Source organism: Streptomyces blastmyceticus, from assembly GCF_039521185.1.
In the GTDB taxonomy this organism is placed as follows: domain Bacteria; phylum Actinomycetota; class Actinomycetes; order Streptomycetales; family Streptomycetaceae; genus Streptomyces; species Streptomyces blastmyceticus.
Genome location: NZ_BAAABW010000028.1, coordinates 260,882 through 277,883, shown reverse-complemented (window position 1 = coordinate 277,883; position 17,002 = coordinate 260,882). Strand labels below are relative to the sequence as shown.

Below are 17,002 nucleotides of genomic sequence, written 5' to 3'. Positions count from 1 at the left end.
ACGCATGCGGGGGGACGGAAGTGCCACGCAAGTGCAACACCGCGTCATTTCGCCGCCGCCCGTCAGAGAGGACGCTTCAACACGCAGGTCACAGCCCCTTATTGCCCGGGGCGGCCTTCCTGTTTCGTCTCCCTGATCTCTTGGACGGTCACCCTTCATGGAACCCCTTACCGAGCACCGTCGTGTCAGCGGCCCGGTCGTCTACGGCTTTCTGCGGCTGGTCAACGTCTCCACGGCCCGCCAGGAAGCCCTGGAGCAGTCGCTGGCCGAGTACTGCCGCCGGCACGAGCTGTCGCTGTCCGGACTGTTCACCGAACGCATCACCGAGGTCAACTCGGCGGCGTTCACCGGGCTGATGGACGCGCTGGAAGTGCCCGGCACTTACGGAGTCGTGCTGCCTTCCGCGTCTCACCTGGGCCCCAGGGCCATAGCCGCGGTGAGGGGCAAACGCATCGCGGCGACCGGTGCCCGGCTGCTGCTGGTCCGCAAGGAGACCCCGGGCCCGGCCCGCCGCAGGGGCCCCGGACCGGGCGGCTCCCCGGCCCGGCAGCGCGGGCACGGACCCGCACCGGCACTGGAGGCCGAGTCATGAGCGACGGCATGCCCGCGGCTGACCAGAGGTTCTTCGCCTCGTCGCCCGCCTCCGTCGGTCTGGCCCGCGACTTCTCCGACAAGTCGCTCCTGGCCTGGGGCCTGGATGCCCTCACCGACGACGTCCGGCTGTGTGTCTCCGAGCTCGCGACCAACGCGGTCGTCCACGGCACGGGCAACGGCTTTCTGGTCCGGCTCAGCGCCGATGACGGCTATCTCCACCTGGAAGTCCACGATGAGCAGCCCCGCTGGCCCGAATTCCGCTGCCCCACCCACACCATGACCTCCGGCCGGGGTCTGCACCTGGTCGCCGCCCTCTCGGCCGGCTGGGGCGTCGAGCCCCGCCGGCCCTCCGGAAAGATCGTCTGGTCGCGGTTCCGCATCGCGCCCGCCCCGCAGGAGACGACATGCTGACCCGCCCCCTGACACCCGCGCCATCCACCGGGCCCGGCCCGGGACTGCTGTTCTCGCTCAGCGCCTGGACGTGGTCGGGCAACGGCCCGGACGGGCAGGGCGTCGCGCACATCCTGCTGGCCCACCCGCCCGGACGCACCAGCCACGACACGTCGGCCGCGATCGAGTCCCGCATGCGGCACATCGCCGCCGGCCTCGGCCGCCTTGTCAGTGGCCGCGATGCTCTCGCCGAGATCGACGGCTGTCTGCGCGTCATCGGCAGCCGGGTGCTGCTGAAGTTCAGCGGCTCCCGTTACGGCCTTCGGCTGCCGACCCATCCCGGCTGGACCGACCTCGTCACCCGCCGGGGCCGGGCCGTTCTCATCCTCGGTCTGGACCCGCTGCCGCTGACCGCCTCGATACTCACCTCGACGCCGCCCTCGCGGCCGACCGGCTCCTCGTCGGCCTCGTCCGCACCCCCTGAACCACCAGCCGCCCACGCACGCCCCCACACTCAACCGAGAGGGAACGGCTATGGAACCCTTCGAACGCGCCCGGCTGGACGCCTACTTCACCAAGATCGCCACTCAGTTCGCCCCGACCGAGCAGGCCGCCTCGTTCCTGATCACCCACCTGCTCGCAGAGCGCCCCGGGTTCGTCCGCGCGGTCGCCGCGATGACCCGGCTGCGGGCCGTGCTGCCCAAACCGAAGTCCATCCACCCCGCCGCCCAGCGTGAGGTCGAACAGACCATCCCCTGCGACGCGCTCTCCCGCGAGCTGTTCACCGACCCCGACACGGCGCTGGACTACCTGGAGGCCCGGGCGGCCGGCGAGCCGGTGGTGCTGCTGGACGTCGGCGGCTACTTCGCCCCCGCCCTGGCCGAGCTGCACAGCCGCTTCACCGGCCAGATCCTCGGCGTCATCGAGGACACCGAGAACGGCCACCGCCGCTACGCCGAACTCGACAAGCTGCCTTGCCCGGTCGTCTCGGTCGCCCGCTCACCGCTGAAGGACCCCGAGGACTTTCTCGTCGGCCAGTCCGTCGTTTTCTCCGCCGAGGCCGTCATGCGCGACCGAGGCGACATCCTCCACGGTCGCCCGGCCTTGGTCATCGGCTTTGGCGAACTCGGCTCCTCCATTGCCCGGCTCCTGCACGCCAAGGGTGTCCAGGTCACTGTCAGCGACATCGACCCCGTCCGCCGCACCCAGGCCCTCTCCCAGGGTTTCGCCGTTGCCCGCGACCTCGAAGCCACCCTGGCCACCGCCGGCCTGGTGCTCTGCGCGACCGGCGCCCGGTCCCTCAAAGGCGAGGACTTCCCCCACCTGCGCAACGGCGCCTACGTCGCCACCGTCACCTCGAAGGAGGACGAGCTGGAGCTGGACGCGTTGCCGGACGTCTACAGCCGCAGGATGGTCGGCGAGCACGTCACCCGCTACCAGACCACCGGCCACTACTTCTACCTCGCCAACGGCGGCAACGCCGTCAACTTCCTGCACGGCGCGAGCGTCGGGCCCTTCATCTTCCTGGTCCAGGCCGAGATCCTGTCCGCGATCAGGATGCTCACCCGCGCCGACCTGGCCCCCGGCCTCCACGAGGTCAGCTCGGACGACCGAGCCGCGATCGCGGCGACCTGGCTCTCCTACTTCAACAGGTGATCGACTTGGCCATCACGGCAGACCACATCCGCACCACCATCCACGGCTACCTCGACGAGCACCCCGAGGAGGGGCCCGCTCTCACCCCTGTCCTCGGCCTCCTGGACGACGGGGCCGATCTGGCAAGCCGCAAGGAGTTCCGCGGTCACGCGACTGCCGGCGCCATCCTCGTCCGTCCAGACGGACGCGCCCTGCACATCCACCACCTCGCGCTGGACAAGTGGCTCCTGCCCGGCGGCCACCTCGAACCGCAGGACGGCACCCTCTTCGATGCAGCCCTGCGCGAGCTCACCGAAGAGACCGGCATCCCCGCCGACGCCGTCACGGCCACGGCCGACCGGCCCGTCCACATCGATGTCCACCCCATCCCGGCAAATGACGCCAAGGGCGAACTCGACCATCAGCACATCGACTTCCGGTTCCTTTTCCGCACCACCGCCGATGTCCACCAGCTCCAGACCGAGGAGGTCACCGAAGCTGCCTGGCACGACATGAAGGCCCTCGCCGACAAGCGTCTATGGCGGAGCGTCGCCGCTGCCCTCCGCTGACCCTGCAAGCGTGGTGTGTCCCGTGTCCGATACTGAGGCGGAGCAACACGAAGGCTTGCTCGGCCGGGTTCGGACGCCACCGTACGGGGGTGAATGCAACCAGAACCGCAACCACGGAATGGCCGCGTTCTGCCCGGGCATGGCTTTTTCGGCAACCCGGATATTCAAGGTCGGCGATCAGGTCAGTGTGCCGCTCCGGTGCCCGGGTCACCCGCGGGAAGCGGGGGCAAGTGCAGTAGGTGGTCGTCGGGTTCCAGGTCACGGCCCTGCTGAAGTGCGGTGGCGAAGGCGTCCTCGCCCAGGGCCGCGGTCGCGCGGGCGGTGACGCGGTCGACGTCGCCGCGTTCGGCCCGGGGGAGCGGTGCGCCGACCGACTCCCGGACAGCGGCGGCCGTGCCGAGCAGCCGGGCGGCGTGGCCGGGCCGCCCCGCGAGCGCCTGCGCGCCGGCCAGCCCTTCGAGCGCGAGCGCGACCGCCCGGGGATCGCCCGTCCTGCGTGCCGCGGCCAGACCCTCCAGGTGCAGTGTCTGGGCCTGGAGGGCATCGCCGTGCTGCTCGGCGACGAAGCCGAGCTCGGCGAGGACCAGGGCCGTTCCGGAATCCACGCCCAGTCTGCGGTTCCACTCCAGCCAGGGACGCAGCCGCGCCTCGGCGGCGGCGAGGTCGCCCTGCCTGCGGGCCCCGAGGGCGAGCCCGGTCGCGGCGAACTGTTCGGCAGGCCTGTGGGATTGCTCGGCGGCGAGCCGCCGGGCCCGCTCGTGGAACTCCGCGGCGGACGCGTATTCGCCGGTGAGCAGCGCGATCCTGCCCAGCCTGGACAGCCGGAACGAGACATCCGTCCAGAGCTGGAGTTCCTCCGCGATGCGCACGCCGTCGCGATGCAGCCGAGCGGCCTCCTCGTAGTCACCGGCGATCTCGGCAAGCACGCCCAGCTGTTCGGCGGCCTGCAGCTGGCCCCACCTGTCGCCGAGTTCGGCGAAGCGGGCCGCGCTGTCGACGGCGTGCCGCCTGAGGTCGGTGAGGTCGCCCAGGTACATGGCCTGGGTGGCGAGGGTGCTCTGCGCCGCGGCCATGCCCCAGTGGTCGCCGCGGGAGCGGAACTCGGCCAGCAGGTCGGCGGTCCGGTCCTTTTCGGGCGAGCCGCCGAAGCCGCAGCGGGCGAGGGCCAGGAACCACCGGGCCCTGGCGTCCGCCCCGTCGATCGGCCGGTTCGTTCGCGTGTCGTCGCCGGACAGCAGCGCGAACGCGGCCTGCCTCGCCAGCGCGCTGTTCCGGGCCGCGGCGGAGCCCCGGTCGGAAGCGGGGCCGTCGGAGTCCAGCGCCAGGTCGAACGAGCGCCGGGCCTCGTCGAGACGGCCCCGCAGGAACCAGTACCAGGCCAGCGCGTTGACCTGGCGCACCGCCAGGTCAACGCCGTCGGCCGTGTCGCCGCCCGCCGCGGCGTCGGCGAGTGCGCAGCGCAGGTTCGCGCTCTCGTTGTCGAGCCGCCGCAGCCATCGGCGCTGGTCGGGGCCGTACAGCCACGGCTCCGCCCGTTCGGCCAGTTCGGTGTAGTGGACCCGGTGGCGCCGGCGGGTCGGCCGCGACTCACCTGCTTCGTCGAGCCGGTCGAGGCTGTAGGCGGCCACCGACTCCAGCATCCGGTACCGGGGTCCGTCCTCGCCGTCCAGCACGGTGACCAGCGAGCGGTCCACCAGGCGGGTGACCACGTCGAGGACGGTGTCGGCGGGCACGTCCGGTCCGGCGCAGACCTCCTCGGCGGCGGCCAGGGCGCAGCCGCCGGCGAAGACGGCCAGCCTGCGCAGCACGGCGCGTTCGGGACCGGTCAGCAGCCCCCAGCTCCAGTCGATCACCGCGCGCAGGGTCCGCTGCCGGGCGGGAGCGTCCCGGCGGCCCGCGTTCAGCAGGCGGAAGCGGTCGCCCAGGCGCTCGGCGAGCTCGTGGACGCCCAGGGCCCGTACCCGGGCGGCGGCGAGCTCCAGTGCCAGCGGGATCCCGTCGAGGCGTTCGCAGACCAGGGCCACGGCGCCGGCGTTGGCAGGGCCGAGGGCGAATCCCGGGGAGGCCGCCGCCGCCCGTGCGGCGAAGAGCCGCACGGCGTCGGACTCCCGCAGCGGCTCGACCGCGTGCAGTGTCTCGCCGGAGATCGCCAGTGGCTCCCGGCTGGTGGCCAGGACACGCAGGCCCGGCGCGTGGCGCAGCAGCCGCTCGGCCAGTTCGGCGACCGGCTGGACCAGATGCTCGCAGTTGTCCAGGACGAGCAGCAGGCGTCGGGGGCCGAGCGCGTGGGCGAGCCGGTCCGCCGCCTGCCCGGCGGGCAGGCCGACGGCGGCGTGATCGCGGATGCCCAGCACGGTGGCCACCGCCGAGGCGACCTTGCCGGTGTCGTCGCCGGTGCCGGTGATATCGCCGGTCTCGGCAGCGAGTTCGACCAGCCGGACCCCGTCGGGGAAGGCATCGGCCGCCTGCGCGGCGGCCTCCAGGGCGAGCCGGGTCTTGCCGACACCGCCCGGTCCGGTGAGGGTGACCAGCCGGCCCGATGCGAGGAGGGCGCGGACCTGGGCGACGTCCCGGTGGCGCCCGACCAGCTCGGTCAACGTGGCCGGGAGGTTCGTACGGGACGGAGCGGTGGCGGGGGCCGGGGGCGGGGCCGAGGGTGCCCGGGCGGGCGCCAGCGCCGGGTCCTGCCGAAGGATCGCCCGGTGAAGGGCGACCAGCTCGGGGCCGGGGTCGAGCCCCAGTTCCTCGGCCAGCTGCTCCGTCGACTCGCGATAACTGTCCAGTGCCTCGGCCTGCCGGCCGGAGCGGTAGAGCGACCGCATGTGCACGGCCCGCAGCCGGTCGCGCAGCGGGTGCTGCCGTACGAGATCACCCAACTCGTCGGCGACCGCGTGGTGTTCGCCCAGTTCCAGGCGTATCCCGGCCAGTTCCTCCAACGCGGTCAGCCGCTGTTCGTCCAGGCCGGTGCCGACAGCCTGGGCGAAGGCGACGTCGCGGAATTCGGCGAAGGCGGGCCCACGCCAGAGCGCCAGGGCGTCCGACAGCAGCGGTACCCGGTCGCGCGGCTTCTCGGCCCGGCGCGCCCGCGCCGTCAGTTCGGCGAACCGGCCGGAGTCCACCGCGTCATCGGACACCTGCAGCAGGTAGCCGGCCGGCCGCCGGACGATCAGCCCCCGGCCACCGGGCTCGGCCAGTTCCAGCGTCCGGCGCAGCTGCGAGACCTTGGTCTGGAGCGTGTTGGCCGCGTTTCCGGGGACCGCCTCGCCCCACAGGTCGTCGATCAGGCGATCCGCCGACATCGGCTGCCCGTGGTGCGCCAGCAGATCGGCCAGCAGGGCGCGGACCTTCGGCTCGCGGACGGTGACCGGGGCCCCCTCGTCGGTTCGAACCTGCAGCGGACCCAGCACTTCGAAACGCATGACGTCACGTTAACCCCGCCCGTGGACGGCCTTCGTGCGTGCCCGTGCGTGGACCGTCAGCCGATCGTGCGCGGCCCTCGGCAGAGTCGTCCCCGTGAACGAGAACGGCCCCACCGAACGGAAGAGGAAGCCCACCATGACGAACCCGACCGCCCCGACCGCCATCGTCTCCGCCGAGATCCGGCTCGCCGCACGCCCGGTCGGCGAGCCCACCGCGGACGCCTTCGAGCTGGTCCGCACCGAACTGCCGGAGCCGGCCGAGGGCGAGATCGTCGTCCGCAACACCTGGATGTCGGTGGACCCGTACATGCGCGGCCGGATGGACGACGTGCCGTCGTACATCCCGCCGTTCCGGCTCGGCGCCGCGCTGGAGGGCGGCGCGGTCGGCGTGGTGATCGCCTCGCGGTCCGACGCCGTGCCGGTCGGCGCGACCGTCTCCCACTTCCTGGGCTGGCGCGAGTACGCCGTGCTGGACGCCGCCGCCGCGACCGTCGTCGACACCGGTCTCGCCCCGGCGCAGGCATACCTGGGCGCGCTGGGCACCACCGGCCTGAGCGCCTACGCGGCGCTGACCGAGAGCGCCCCGGTGCGCGAGGGCGACGTGGTGTTCGTCTCCGCCGCCGCCGGCGCGGTGGGCAGCGTCGCGGGTCAGCTGGCCCGCAAGCTCGGGGCGTCCCGGGTGATCGGCTCGGCCGGCGGCCCGGAGAAGGCGAAGAAGCTGGTGACGGACTTCGGGTACGACGCCGCCATCGACTACCGCGCGGGCTCGCTGGACGAGCAACTGGCCCAGGCCGCGCCGGAGGGCGTCGACGTGTACCTCGACAGTGTCGGCGGCGACCACCTGCGGGCGGCGATCGGTGCGATGCGCGGCGGCGGCCGGATCGCGCTGGTCGGTGCGATCAGCGGCTACAACGCCACCGCGCCCGCCCCCGGCCCCGACAACCTGTTCCAGGCGGTCGCCAAGGAGCTGACCCTGCGGGGCATGCTCGTCAACAACTACTTCCACCTGTTCCCCGAGTGGATCGGGCGCGCCGCGGGCTGGCTCGCCGACGGCACGCTGCGCACCGAGGAGACCGTCCTCGAGGGCATCGACCAGGCACCCGCGGCCTTCCTCGGCGTGCTGCGCGGCGCCAACACCGGCAAGATGCTCGTCCGGCTGGACGGCTGACGGCCGTGGCACAGCACGCCCTGCTGGTCCTCGCCCACCCGCGCGGCGACTCCCTCACCGCGCAGATCGCCCACCGCGCCCGCGAACGCCTGGCGGCCGACGGGTACACCGTCGACCTGCTCGACCTGTACGCCGAGGGCTTCGATCCCCGTACCGGCCCCGAGGACGAACCGGACTGGGCGGACCGTGACAAGGAGTACTCGCCCGAGGTCCGGGCCCACATGGACCGGATCGACGCCGCCGACGCCATCGTCGTGGTCTTCCCGGTCTGGTGGTTCGGGCTTCCGGCCATCCTCAAGGGCTGGATCGACCGCGTCTGGAACTACGGCTTCGCGTACGGCCGCAGCCGGCCCCGCCTGGGCGCCAAGCGGATGCTCTGGATCGGGCTGTCCAGTTACCCGCGCGAGCAGTTCGCCGAGCTCGGCTGGGACACCTTGATCGACCGCCAGCTGCGGGGCGGAATATCCGAGTTCTGCGGTATCGAGGACACCTCGGTGGCATTCGTCCACGACTCCCTGAGCGCAGGCCCCCTGGCACTCACCGCGGCGGACACCGCGCTCGCCGCGTTCCTCGGCGCACCTGTCGAATCCGTGAGGTGATCACGCTCCGGACGGCGGAAACCGGGGCGTGCAACGTCGAAGGGCCCCACCGCGAACGGTGGGGCCCTTCGACATCGTGCCCGGTGAGGCACTGGCGGAGGATACGAGATTCGAACTCGTGAGGGGTTGCCCCCAACACGCTCTCCAAATGTTCGTCTGGGGGTCCGGCAGGGTGCGGGGCGGTGCTGGCCTGGGGCGGAGCGGTTGGCGGGTGGCTCGTTGGACCCCGCCGGACGGGGGCGAATGAGACCAGAACTGAGACCGGGCGGTGCCTGTTCTCGCAGGTCAAGGCGCGAGGGTGGTCCCTGGCGGCGGCTACAGCACGCAGCTGGGGTCAGCTGCCCAGGCGACGCAGGAACTCGTCTTCGTCCAGGACCTCGATTTCCTGGCCGGTCTCCAGGAGGGCTTGGGCCTTCTTGGCCTTGCCGCTCAGGGCGTCACCGGGCTTGAGCTGAGTCTGGGAGGCAGAGACGAGGATGCTCGTTTTCTTGGTGACGTTTTTCTCCGGCTGTGCCCCGACTTCGGCGAGCTTGTGGAACGCCTCGTCGCGGGTCATGGATGTCAGCGTGCCGGTGATGCACACGGCCGCCCCGTACAGCTCGCCGTCCGGGTCGGCATCCGGATTCACGCCGGGCAGTGGTGTGCGGGCCCTGGCACTGCGGCCCTTGTGGTGGCTGCCCTGCCATTCACCTGCCGGTGTCATCCAGCCCCATCGGACCTGATGTCCGGACAGGAGAGCGTCAAGAGAATCCGCCTCGGCGGCGCGCATTGCGGCGAGCATGACCTCAGCCGATGCGGTCGCATCCGCGTCGGCGTCGTGGTGGTTGTCGAGGACGACCCCGGCAGCATCAGCGCAGTACGGCAGGCTGTACGAGAGCAGCTTCCACGTACGGCGGGCAATGACCTGCGAGCACGTGTAACGCAGCTCGGGCCAGGACAGGCCGTCGGCGGTGCAAGCGGCTCGTATGACACCCATGTCGAAGCCGGCGTTGTGTGCCACCAGCGGGAGGCCGTCGGCAAACGCGAGTGTCTCGCTCAGCGTGGCCTTCCAGCCGGGTGCGCCTGCCACCGCGTCCGACGTGATGCCGTGGACAGCGATATTGAACGCGTTGAAGTGGCTCAGGTCGGCAGGCGGTTGGATCAGCGTGCCCCAGGTGTCGGTGATGCGGCCGTCGACGACCTTCGCCATGCCTACGGCACACGGGCTGCCCCGGTGCTCGTTCGCGGTCTCGAAGTCGATGGCCACCCAGGAAGAGGACATGCCGCCCACCCTTCCTGCCGGACGATCTTGAGGCAAGGGCCGGGCGTCCTTCTGGCCTGGATCTTTCGGGTTTTGTGGACTGGACGATGCTCGCGGGGCCGGAGAAGGGTCTTGCTGAGGGACGAGGAACTACGCGCGATTCCACCAGGCTTGGACGGTTGGCTGGGGGCTCGGTGATGTCCGAGCCCCCAGCCCGACCAATCAGTCAGCTCTTAGGGGCGTACTGGCTGAAAAACAGGCGTCCAGCCATTGAGCTTCATCCCGACCAAGGATTGCGCTTCCGCACATAGGGGTGCTCAGTAACCCGCCGTCGATGCTCACATTCTTCAGCTTCTGCTTCATCTCTTCAGGAGCGGTATCGGCCATCGTCGTGGTGGGACCGGTGACCGGATGGGGCTCCCAATCCAGGTCCGAGTGCAGCAAGGTGGCGGATTTCTCGCCTTGCTGTTGCACGAAGACCATGGGCTCCCCAGAGTCGTTGACGAAGTAGGAGACGTAGTCTGTGGCCCCGATGGGGAAACCGCTCAACTTGGCCAACAGTTGCCTGAGTTCAGTTCTAAAGTTGGGCGTCATGGATGGAACGCTACCGGTGATCCCATTGAAGATCGACGGGATCTGTCGGACTGGCCGTGAAGCGGACGGAAGCGAGTCTTCGGCCTTCAGGAGAGTGGCACGCCGCTGGAAGCAGTGGCCGGCGTGAACGGGGCGGGGCAGGGTGACTGGCGCCCCGTGCTCTGGCTGAGTAGGTGGATCAAGCGCGCTGCTGCTCTGCGGCCTGCACGGTGTGCCGGAGAAGGAGGGCCGTGGTGACGGGGCCGACTCCGCCGGGCACGGGGGTGAGCGCGGAAGCCGTTTCCGCGGCTTCGGGGGCGACGTCGCCGACGAGGCCGTCGTCGGTGGCGTTGGTGCCGACGTCGATCACCACGGTGTTCTTGCCGATGTGGGCGGGGGTGATGAGGCCTGCGCGACCGACCGCGGCGACCAGGATGTCGGCGCGGTCGGTGATGGTGGGCAGGTCGCGGGTCCGAGAGTGGCAGACGGTGACGGTGGCATCGCGGTTGAGCAGGAGGTGGGCGAGAGGCTTGCCCACCACGGCTGAGCGGCCGACGACGGCGACGTGGGAACCGGAGATCGGGACGGCGTGGTGGTCGAGGAGTTCGATCACGGCTTCGGCTGTGGCCGAGGCGAACGCGGGGCGGCCGACGGCGAGGCGGCCGAGGGACGCGGGGTTGGCGCCGTCCACGTCTTTCTCGACGCTGATGGCCTCGGCGACGTTGTCGAGGCGGATGCCGTCGGGAAGCGGGGTCTGCATGATGATGCCGTGCACCGTCGGGTCCGCCGAGAGCTCTCGCAGTGTCTGACGGATGCTGTCGACAGTGGCGTCCGGGCCGAGGTCGAGGACGTCGCAGGTGATGCCGGCCTTTGTGGCGGCCTTGGCGATGGAGGAGACGTACCAGGCGGAGGACTCGTCCTTGGTGGCGGTCACCACGGTCAGACGGGGTGGGGTGCCGGCCTCGGTGAGGCGGGCAGCCCGGGTGGTGACGTCCGCGCGGATGGCGGCGGCGAATTCCTTGCCGGAGAGGGGCTTGGCGGTCACCTGGTGATCTCCTTGCGCACGGTGGCGGTGATTTCGTCGGTACGGTCGGCCAGCGCGTCCACCAGGGCGGCGGAGCGCAGCAGCGCGGTCCGGGCATCGGGATCCTTGATGCCGGAGAGGTTGATCTCGATGTTGAGGCGGGCGGTCGCGGCCGCTGCCCGTGCGGCTTCGGCTGCTGCGCCGATGTCGGTGATGACGTTGCGGTTGCCGATGGGCAGGAGCTTCTCGGCCAGGGCCACGATGTCGGCTGCGCAGGTGATCGTGGCTTCGGCGGGGCGGGCGGCGCCGAGGAGGGCGTCGGCGATGGCGGCCGAGCGGGCAGCCTTGGTTTCGCTGGTGTCCTTGGGGAGCTTGTAGGCATCGGTGACGGCACCGAACGCGGCTGCGTCATCAGCAGCGAGCTGGAGCGCCTGCTCGCGCAGGGCGTCCGCCTGCTCCGTGATGCGAGCAACCGTCTCCTCGTGGTCGGCGTACTTCGGCCCGGTGCTGTAGCGGGCGACCATGGCGACCAGGGCTGCGGCTTGGGCGGCGTGCAGAGCCCCTGCGGCGCCTCCGCCAGGAGCGGGGACCTTGGCCGCGAGTTCGTTCAGGTACGTCTCGATGGCTTGATCACGCACGGGCGGTCTCCTTCATGGAGGCTTGGTAGCCGAGGTACCGGGCGATGGGCTGTTCCAGCTCGCGGTAGCACGTGGCCCCGTCGGTGATGGCCCAGCCGCACCCGGCAAGATAGCGGGCCACTGCCCCTGCCTCGCCCGCCGAAAGCTCTTCCGCGACGCGTCGCACCATCTCCAGTTCCTCGTGCAGGAAGACAGCCGCCTGGTCGAGGTGGAGCACGATGCGGTGGCCGGAGGTCAGGGTGACGGCTCGGTGGCGCAGGAGGAGGGCGAGGAGATGGCGGGCGGCGATGGCATCCACCTGTGCCTGCGGGCGGCGGAGCCATGCCTCGCGGGCGATGCGATCGGCGATCAGGACGCCGGCTGCCCACGGTGCCCAGGCTTCGGAGCAGGCCTCCAGCATGACGAGGGCTTCGAGGTCGGCGCGGAGTTCGGCGATGACGGCGGCCAGGCGTCGGCTGCGGGCCGGGACTTCCAGCTCCGCATCGGAGCCCTGGCGGTGGCCCCACTCGTGGGCGAGAAAAGCCAGTTGTCGGAGCCTGCGCAGCGGGAAGGCGTGCATGCCTTCATGCCGGTCGTCGATGAGCGGCAGGACCCGGTCACGGAACAAGGTGGTCAACCGGTCGAGGAAGACAACCCCGAAGGACTGGCGGGCGGGACGCGCGGTGACGGCGAGCTGTTCGGGGAAGAGAACTGCGCCGCCGGAGGCGCGGGCGGTGTACGCCTTCGACGCGGCCACGATCCGCCCGAACGCGAGGACCTGGCCGCGGTCCTCGCAGGGTGGGAAGGCGTCGGGCATCGCGGCCCGTTCCGCGGTGAAGGCCACTGCTTCCAGGCCGTAATGCCCCGGCCATGGGCCGCCCGGGACCACCATGCGGGCGACCAGGATGTTCTCGCCGTCCTCGTGCACGGTCAGCCGGTGGGCGACCACGTCCGAGCGCAGTCGGCTCAGCGGCAGGGCGCCGCAACGCTGGAAGTCCTCGTACGCCAGGGCGACGTGGTCGAGGACGGCGGTGGGGGCGCCAGCCAGGGCGTGCGGGGTGCGGGCGTCCCGGCAGCATGCTTCGGGGTGGGTGAGGTTGTCGGCGTCCACGGCTGACACCAGCGCGGACGCCCAGGTTGAGAGGTCGTTCACCTTCGCTGCCTCCTCCATGGAGGTCGGTCAATCGGCTGCCTGCGAAAGCGCCTGTGCGAGGGTCATGCCTTCGAGGCGGGCGGGCGCGAGGCCGACCAGGGACCATGGCGGTTTCCGGACGACCGTGATCCCGTGCTCGTCGCACCGGTACACGCCCGCGTGAAGCGGTCTGAGGCTGTGACCGCCGTGCGGGCAGAGCATGTCGTCGTTCTTGAGACTGCGCCGGGCCGTACTCACCACTGGACCGTCGGGTGCATGCTCGACCAGTGCGCCGCGCGCTGCCGGGCGATCCGCGTCTCAGCCATCACGTCGCCGCTCCGTACGGCCTGCGCGAGGTCGGCGTCGATCCGGCGGCAGGACGGACAGGACGGTCCCGGCGCGTCGGGTGGGGCGGCGTAGTCGGGGCCGGGACCTGGCCCCAGTGGGGTGGTCACCACGTGTCGCCATGCCCTCTCCAGGTCCGGTCGATCGGCTCTCATCACTGGCGTCGTCCTCCTTCTCCGCGCGCTGGACGTAGGACATGGCCCGGCAGTACGTCCAGAAAGCGGTGTGCTCCTCGTGCCGGCCGGTGTGCTTCATGCAGGCGAGCTGTACGGGCGATGGGGCGTCCGCGCCTTCGGTCTTCCAGTCGCAGGCCAGGCACTGGGCCCCGTAGGTCACGGTCTCGGGGTGCAGGACGATGCGGTGGAGAACGAACCGCCATACGTTTCGCACGCACCGCAGGCCCTGCACGGGCTCGCGGGTCCTCACCATCGCGGTGGTCACGGCGCACCCGCTTCTGACTGGGCCGGGTGCGGTCTCGGCGTGCCCTCGTCGGGCTTGTTCACCGCGCGATGCCCCGCTTCGCCCACTGGCCGGGGTAGGCCGTCTTCCGGGCGATCGTGAGCGGGCCGTCCACCGTCTTGGGCGGGTGGCCCTTGAAGTGCAGGACCCGTCCGTGCTCCGACCGGCGCATGTCCCTTACTCGACACCACGCGCCCCGGTGCAGGACCCAGTCGCCCTCCCTGACTCTCTCCGAGGAGACGGGAACCTGCTCCATCCCCCATGGCACCGGGATTTGCTCCACTGTCTATAGCCCCCTCGTATCTCTCGATCTCGTCGATGGCGGCCCGCCATTCGAACCCGTCTCCGGGCGGCAGGAGCCAGACGCAGTGGGACAGCGGGTCGTCGGAGAAACGGACCGGGTCACCGATCCCGTGGATGATCCCGATCCGGCGCTGCTTGGTGTCGTGTACGGGCATGCCTCGGGCGACCCAACTGGGCAGGGCGGGGCGATCGTGCGGGAGGTTCGTTCGCGTCATGGAGGTCACCGATTCGTCGCTCGCTGGACGGGGTGATCATCGGCTCACCCAGTGGGACGGGGTAACCACCTGAAGGGGAATCTCGAAACGTCCTCGGGACATGGTGATGTCCCGGGAAATGTCCCTATGAGAGGGCCTGTTCGATGGCCTCAAGCACAGCGTCTGTCTCCTGGAGGTTGGCCAGGACGAACGGGGCTCCGGCAGCTGAAAGAGCGACGGCGTCATGCACACCCGACGCGACCGCGATGATGTTCACGCCGCTGTCGAAGGCTGCTGCCACGTCCCGGGGCGTGTCCCCGATCAGGACCATCGGCGTCAGATCGTCCACTCCTGCGTAGGCACGGGCCGCGCGCGCTCGTGCGACGGGTACGAGCTCCGCCCGGTCGTCGCCATCCGCCCCATAGGCGCCCACCTCCAGGTCCAGGAACCCGTCAAGCCCGAAGGCGGCCAGCTTGACCAGGGCGTTCTCCCGGATGTTGCCCGTCAGGACCGATTGCACCACACCGTCCATGCGGCGGACAGCCTCCAACGCCTCCCGGACGCCCGGGAGCGCGGTGCCACGTTTCTGCAGTGCCTTGAACCGGGCGGAGCCGGCGTGGGCCAATGCCACCTCGACCTCAGCCCATGGCGGCATCCGGCGACCAGGGGCATCGAACATCCCGCGCATGATCGACCGGTCGGTACGTCCTTCCGTCACGGCTTCAGCCCGGGGAGTCTCGCCCGTCAGTGCTTCGTACGCGGCGGCGTACGTCTCCTTCGAGATGCCGGAGTTCTCGATCAGGGTGTGGTCGATGTCCCAGTAGACGAGGCGGCGCATCGCATCAGCCTATGGCTGTAACCCCTGGCGGCAGCAAGCGAGTCCAGGGGGCATCTACGGATCTTGTCGAACCCCTGAAACGTCCCCGGGATGTCCCTCATCATGGCTCTGTGAACACGCGGCTACGCACGATGATGATCCAGTGCGGCGTCTCCCAGGACGAGCTGGCCGAGAGATGCGGCGTCATTCCGAAGAGTGTCCAGCGCTGGATCACCCAGGGGCGAGTCCCGCATCAGCGGCACCGGTTCATCGTGTGCCAGGAACTCGGTGTGGAAGAGAGCTATTTGTGGCCGAACACCGACCGGTGGGCGGAGGACGCCACCCGAGCGGAACTCATCCAGACCTACGCCGACCGCGCCTCCGTCCCTCGGGATGTGTGGCTGTCCCTCCTTACCGGCGCCAAGGCGAACATCGACGTCCTGGTGTTCAGCGGGACCTTCTACGCGCAGACGAACCCGCGGATCGCGGCGATGCTCGCGGAGCGGGCCGACGAGGGCGTGAGCGTACGGCTCTGCTTCGGGGACCCGGATGGGGCTGCCATCGCACAGCGCGGTGAGGAGGAGGGCATCGGTGACACCCTCGGTGCGAAGGTCAGGGCCTCGCTGACGTACTACCGCGCCCTCGTCGCGCATGCCGGCTGCGAGGTGCGCCTGCACGACACGACTCTCTACAACAGCTTGTTCCGCTACGACGACAACCTCTTGGTCAACCCCCACATCTGGGGCCGGCCCGCGAGCGCGAATCCGCTGTTCCACATCCAGCGATGCGGCGAAGGCTGGTTCGATAACTACGTCGGCAGCTTCGACGCGGTCTGGAACACGGCGAAGCCCTGGAACCCCGAGTCAGGAGTGTGAGCGTGGCCCGCACCGAGTACTGGAACGACCCTGCGGCTCCGAAGCCGAATACGTTGATCCCTGCCTCGAACTTGCTGGTGGCGAGGGGCGACGGAGCGATCCTTCTCCAGCGGCGCCGGGACACGGGGCAGTGGGCGCTGCCGGGCGGTGCGCAGGACATCGGCGAGTCGCCCGCCCAGTGCGCAGTACGCGAATGCGAGGAAGAGACCGGAATCGTCGCGGAGGTCACCGGATTGTTGGGCGTCTACTCCCCACCTGGGCACGTCGTCGCCTACAGCGACGGAGAGATCCGGCAGGCGTTCGAGGTCACGTATATCGGTAAGCCGGTGGGTGGCACGCCCACGGTCAACGAGGAAGCAGATGGAGTGCGTTGGGTGCTCCCAGGGGAGCTCGACGAACTTGACATCCACGTCTCCATGCGCCTGCAGATCGGCCACTTTCTGAGCGGCGAGTATCCGCACGTTATGTGAGCCGTGTCAGCGGCGCCCGGTCAGTCGGGACTCGGTGCGCTCCACGGCTCGACCGATCTCCGGTTCTGCCCGGCGGATGAACCGGCCCACGACACTTTCCGGTCCGTACCTCCCGATGATCTCGGCAATGCGCTCATCGTGGGAGGTCGGCTCCCCTGTCGGTGTCGTCGTCATGTCGCAGTACACGAGCGCGTCGACAAGGGCGCCCTGTTCGGGCAAGGGGAACTCGGCCTCCAGGGTCTCGCGAAGGCCCCGTTCCTCTGCCTCCAGCAGGGCGAAGGAGTGGTTGGCCACAAGCCGCACGACCAGTTCCTCCGCCTGGCCGTGCGCGCGGAGGAACCGAGCTCCATCGAGCGGGTGGAAGCCGGTGGACACGAGCGTTGGCGAATAGCCGATGTCGTGCAGGACCGCGGCTGTGACCAGCACATCCGCGTGGTCTCCGAGGATCGGAGCTAGACGTCTCGCTGCGGCCGCCACACCTTGGCTGTGGGCCCACCGTCGGGGCAGGGGCTCGGCAAGGAGCGAACGCGACAGCTCGAATGCCTGGTCCGGTGACATGGATTGAGATTACGCGTCGGA

Annotated in this window: 19 protein-coding genes and 1 pseudogene; 8 read left to right on the top strand and 12 right to left on the bottom strand. The window is 70.3% G+C overall.

The window, feature by feature from the left end; all coding sequences use genetic code 11:
* Positions 1-157 precede the first annotated feature (157 nt).
* The 4 genes from ABD269_RS28970 (at position 158) to ABD269_RS28955 (ending at position 3,188) form a co-directional block, all read left to right on the top strand.
* Positions 158-592: a hypothetical protein gene (locus ABD269_RS28970; RefSeq protein WP_344122640.1), complete on the top strand. Its 435-nt coding sequence runs from the start codon at positions 158-160 to the stop codon at positions 590-592.
* Positions 589-1,005 (top strand): ATP-binding protein, encoded by a 417-nt coding sequence (locus ABD269_RS28965; protein WP_344122638.1) that lies wholly within the window; start codon positions 589-591, stop codon positions 1,003-1,005. Before ABD269_RS28970 ends, ABD269_RS28965 begins: the two co-directional genes overlap by 4 nt.
* 513 nt (positions 1,006-1,518) lie before the next feature.
* The gene (locus tag ABD269_RS28960; protein WP_344122636.1) at positions 1,519-2,640 is read left to right on the top strand and encodes an adenosylhomocysteinase; all 1,122 of its coding nucleotides are present in this window, start codon (positions 1,519-1,521) and stop codon (positions 2,638-2,640) included.
* Complete coding sequence (locus ABD269_RS28955) at positions 2,637-3,188, top strand: NUDIX hydrolase (protein WP_344122633.1); 552 nt, start codon at positions 2,637-2,639, stop codon at positions 3,186-3,188. The genes ABD269_RS28960 and ABD269_RS28955 overlap by 4 nt, the downstream gene beginning before the upstream one ends.
* A gap of 182 nt (positions 3,189-3,370) precedes the next feature.
* Here ABD269_RS28955 and ABD269_RS28950 read toward each other — a convergent pair whose 3' ends face one another.
* Positions 3,371-6,607: an AfsR/SARP family transcriptional regulator gene (locus ABD269_RS28950; RefSeq protein WP_344122631.1), complete on the bottom strand. Its 3,237-nt coding sequence runs from the start codon at positions 6,605-6,607 to the stop codon at positions 3,371-3,373.
* Between the two features lie 136 nt (positions 6,608-6,743).
* On the opposite strand from ABD269_RS28950, the gene ABD269_RS28945 reads away from it, so the two are divergent.
* Together ABD269_RS28945 and ABD269_RS28940 are read left to right on the top strand one after the other, a co-directional pair.
* Positions 6,744-7,775 carry an NADP-dependent oxidoreductase gene (locus tag ABD269_RS28945; RefSeq protein WP_344122629.1) on the top strand — a complete coding sequence of 344 codons (1,032 nt, stop codon included), beginning with the start codon at positions 6,744-6,746 and terminating at the stop codon, positions 7,773-7,775.
* A gap of 5 nt (positions 7,776-7,780) precedes the next feature.
* Positions 7,781-8,374, top strand: a complete 594-nt coding sequence (locus ABD269_RS28940; RefSeq protein ID WP_344122627.1) for an NAD(P)H oxidoreductase — start codon at positions 7,781-7,783, stop codon at positions 8,372-8,374.
* 334 nt (positions 8,375-8,708) lie between these two features.
* Here ABD269_RS28940 and ABD269_RS28935 read toward each other — a convergent pair whose 3' ends face one another.
* The 10 genes and pseudogenes from ABD269_RS28935 to ABD269_RS28895 form a co-directional block, all read right to left on the bottom strand.
* Positions 8,709-9,620 (bottom strand): exonuclease domain-containing protein, encoded by a 912-nt coding sequence (locus ABD269_RS28935; RefSeq protein ID WP_344122625.1) that lies wholly within the window; start codon positions 9,618-9,620, stop codon positions 8,709-8,711.
* A 216-nt stretch (positions 9,621-9,836) separates the two neighbouring features.
* The gene (locus ABD269_RS28930) at positions 9,837-10,208 is read right to left on the bottom strand and encodes a hypothetical protein (protein WP_344122623.1); all 372 of its coding nucleotides are present in this window, start codon (positions 10,206-10,208) and stop codon (positions 9,837-9,839) included.
* Between the two features lie 178 nt (positions 10,209-10,386).
* A complete protein-coding gene (locus ABD269_RS28925; RefSeq protein ID WP_344122622.1) occupies positions 10,387-11,232 on the bottom strand; it encodes a bifunctional 5,10-methylenetetrahydrofolate dehydrogenase/5,10-methenyltetrahydrofolate cyclohydrolase in 846 nt (281 codons plus the stop codon).
* Positions 11,229-11,849 (bottom strand): cyclodeaminase/cyclohydrolase family protein, encoded by a 621-nt coding sequence (locus ABD269_RS28920; RefSeq protein WP_344122620.1) that lies wholly within the window; start codon positions 11,847-11,849, stop codon positions 11,229-11,231. The genes ABD269_RS28925 and ABD269_RS28920 overlap by 4 nt, the downstream gene beginning before the upstream one ends.
* Complete coding sequence (locus ABD269_RS28915; RefSeq protein ID WP_344122618.1) at positions 11,842-12,981, bottom strand: hypothetical protein; 1,140 nt, start codon at positions 12,979-12,981, stop codon at positions 11,842-11,844. Before ABD269_RS28915 ends, ABD269_RS28920 begins: the two co-directional genes overlap by 8 nt.
* 27 nt (positions 12,982-13,008) lie before the next feature.
* Positions 13,009-13,218: a hypothetical protein gene (locus ABD269_RS28910; RefSeq protein ID WP_344122616.1), complete on the bottom strand. Its 210-nt coding sequence runs from the start codon at positions 13,216-13,218 to the stop codon at positions 13,009-13,011.
* The gene (locus ABD269_RS28905; protein ID WP_344122614.1) at positions 13,215-13,460 is read right to left on the bottom strand and encodes a hypothetical protein; all 246 of its coding nucleotides are present in this window, start codon (positions 13,458-13,460) and stop codon (positions 13,215-13,217) included. Before ABD269_RS28905 ends, ABD269_RS28910 begins: the two co-directional genes overlap by 4 nt.
* Before the next feature lie 67 nt (positions 13,461-13,527).
* A pseudogene (locus ABD269_RS35530) lies at positions 13,528-13,734 on the bottom strand (DUF7848 domain-containing protein); the annotation flags it as partial.
* Positions 13,735-13,804: 70 nt separating this feature from the next.
* Positions 13,805-13,936: a hypothetical protein gene (locus ABD269_RS28900; RefSeq protein WP_344122612.1), complete on the bottom strand. Its 132-nt coding sequence runs from the start codon at positions 13,934-13,936 to the stop codon at positions 13,805-13,807.
* Between the two features lie 470 nt (positions 13,937-14,406).
* Positions 14,407-15,099: an HAD family hydrolase gene (locus ABD269_RS28895; protein ID WP_344122610.1), complete on the bottom strand. Its 693-nt coding sequence runs from the start codon at positions 15,097-15,099 to the stop codon at positions 14,407-14,409.
* Between the two features lie 110 nt (positions 15,100-15,209).
* On the opposite strand from ABD269_RS28895, the gene ABD269_RS28890 reads away from it, so the two are divergent.
* Together ABD269_RS28890 and ABD269_RS28885 are read left to right on the top strand one after the other, a co-directional pair.
* On the top strand, positions 15,210-15,953 hold the full coding sequence (locus tag ABD269_RS28890) for an XRE family transcriptional regulator (protein WP_344122608.1): 744 nt from the start codon (positions 15,210-15,212) through the stop codon (positions 15,951-15,953).
* Between the two features lie 2 nt (positions 15,954-15,955).
* On the top strand, positions 15,956-16,423 hold the full coding sequence (locus tag ABD269_RS28885; protein ID WP_344122606.1) for an NUDIX hydrolase: 468 nt from the start codon (positions 15,956-15,958) through the stop codon (positions 16,421-16,423).
* A gap of 6 nt (positions 16,424-16,429) precedes the next feature.
* Here ABD269_RS28885 and ABD269_RS28880 read toward each other — a convergent pair whose 3' ends face one another.
* Positions 16,430-16,981, bottom strand: a complete 552-nt coding sequence (locus ABD269_RS28880; protein WP_344122604.1) for an HD domain-containing protein — start codon at positions 16,979-16,981, stop codon at positions 16,430-16,432.
* Positions 16,982-17,002 lie beyond the last annotated feature (21 nt).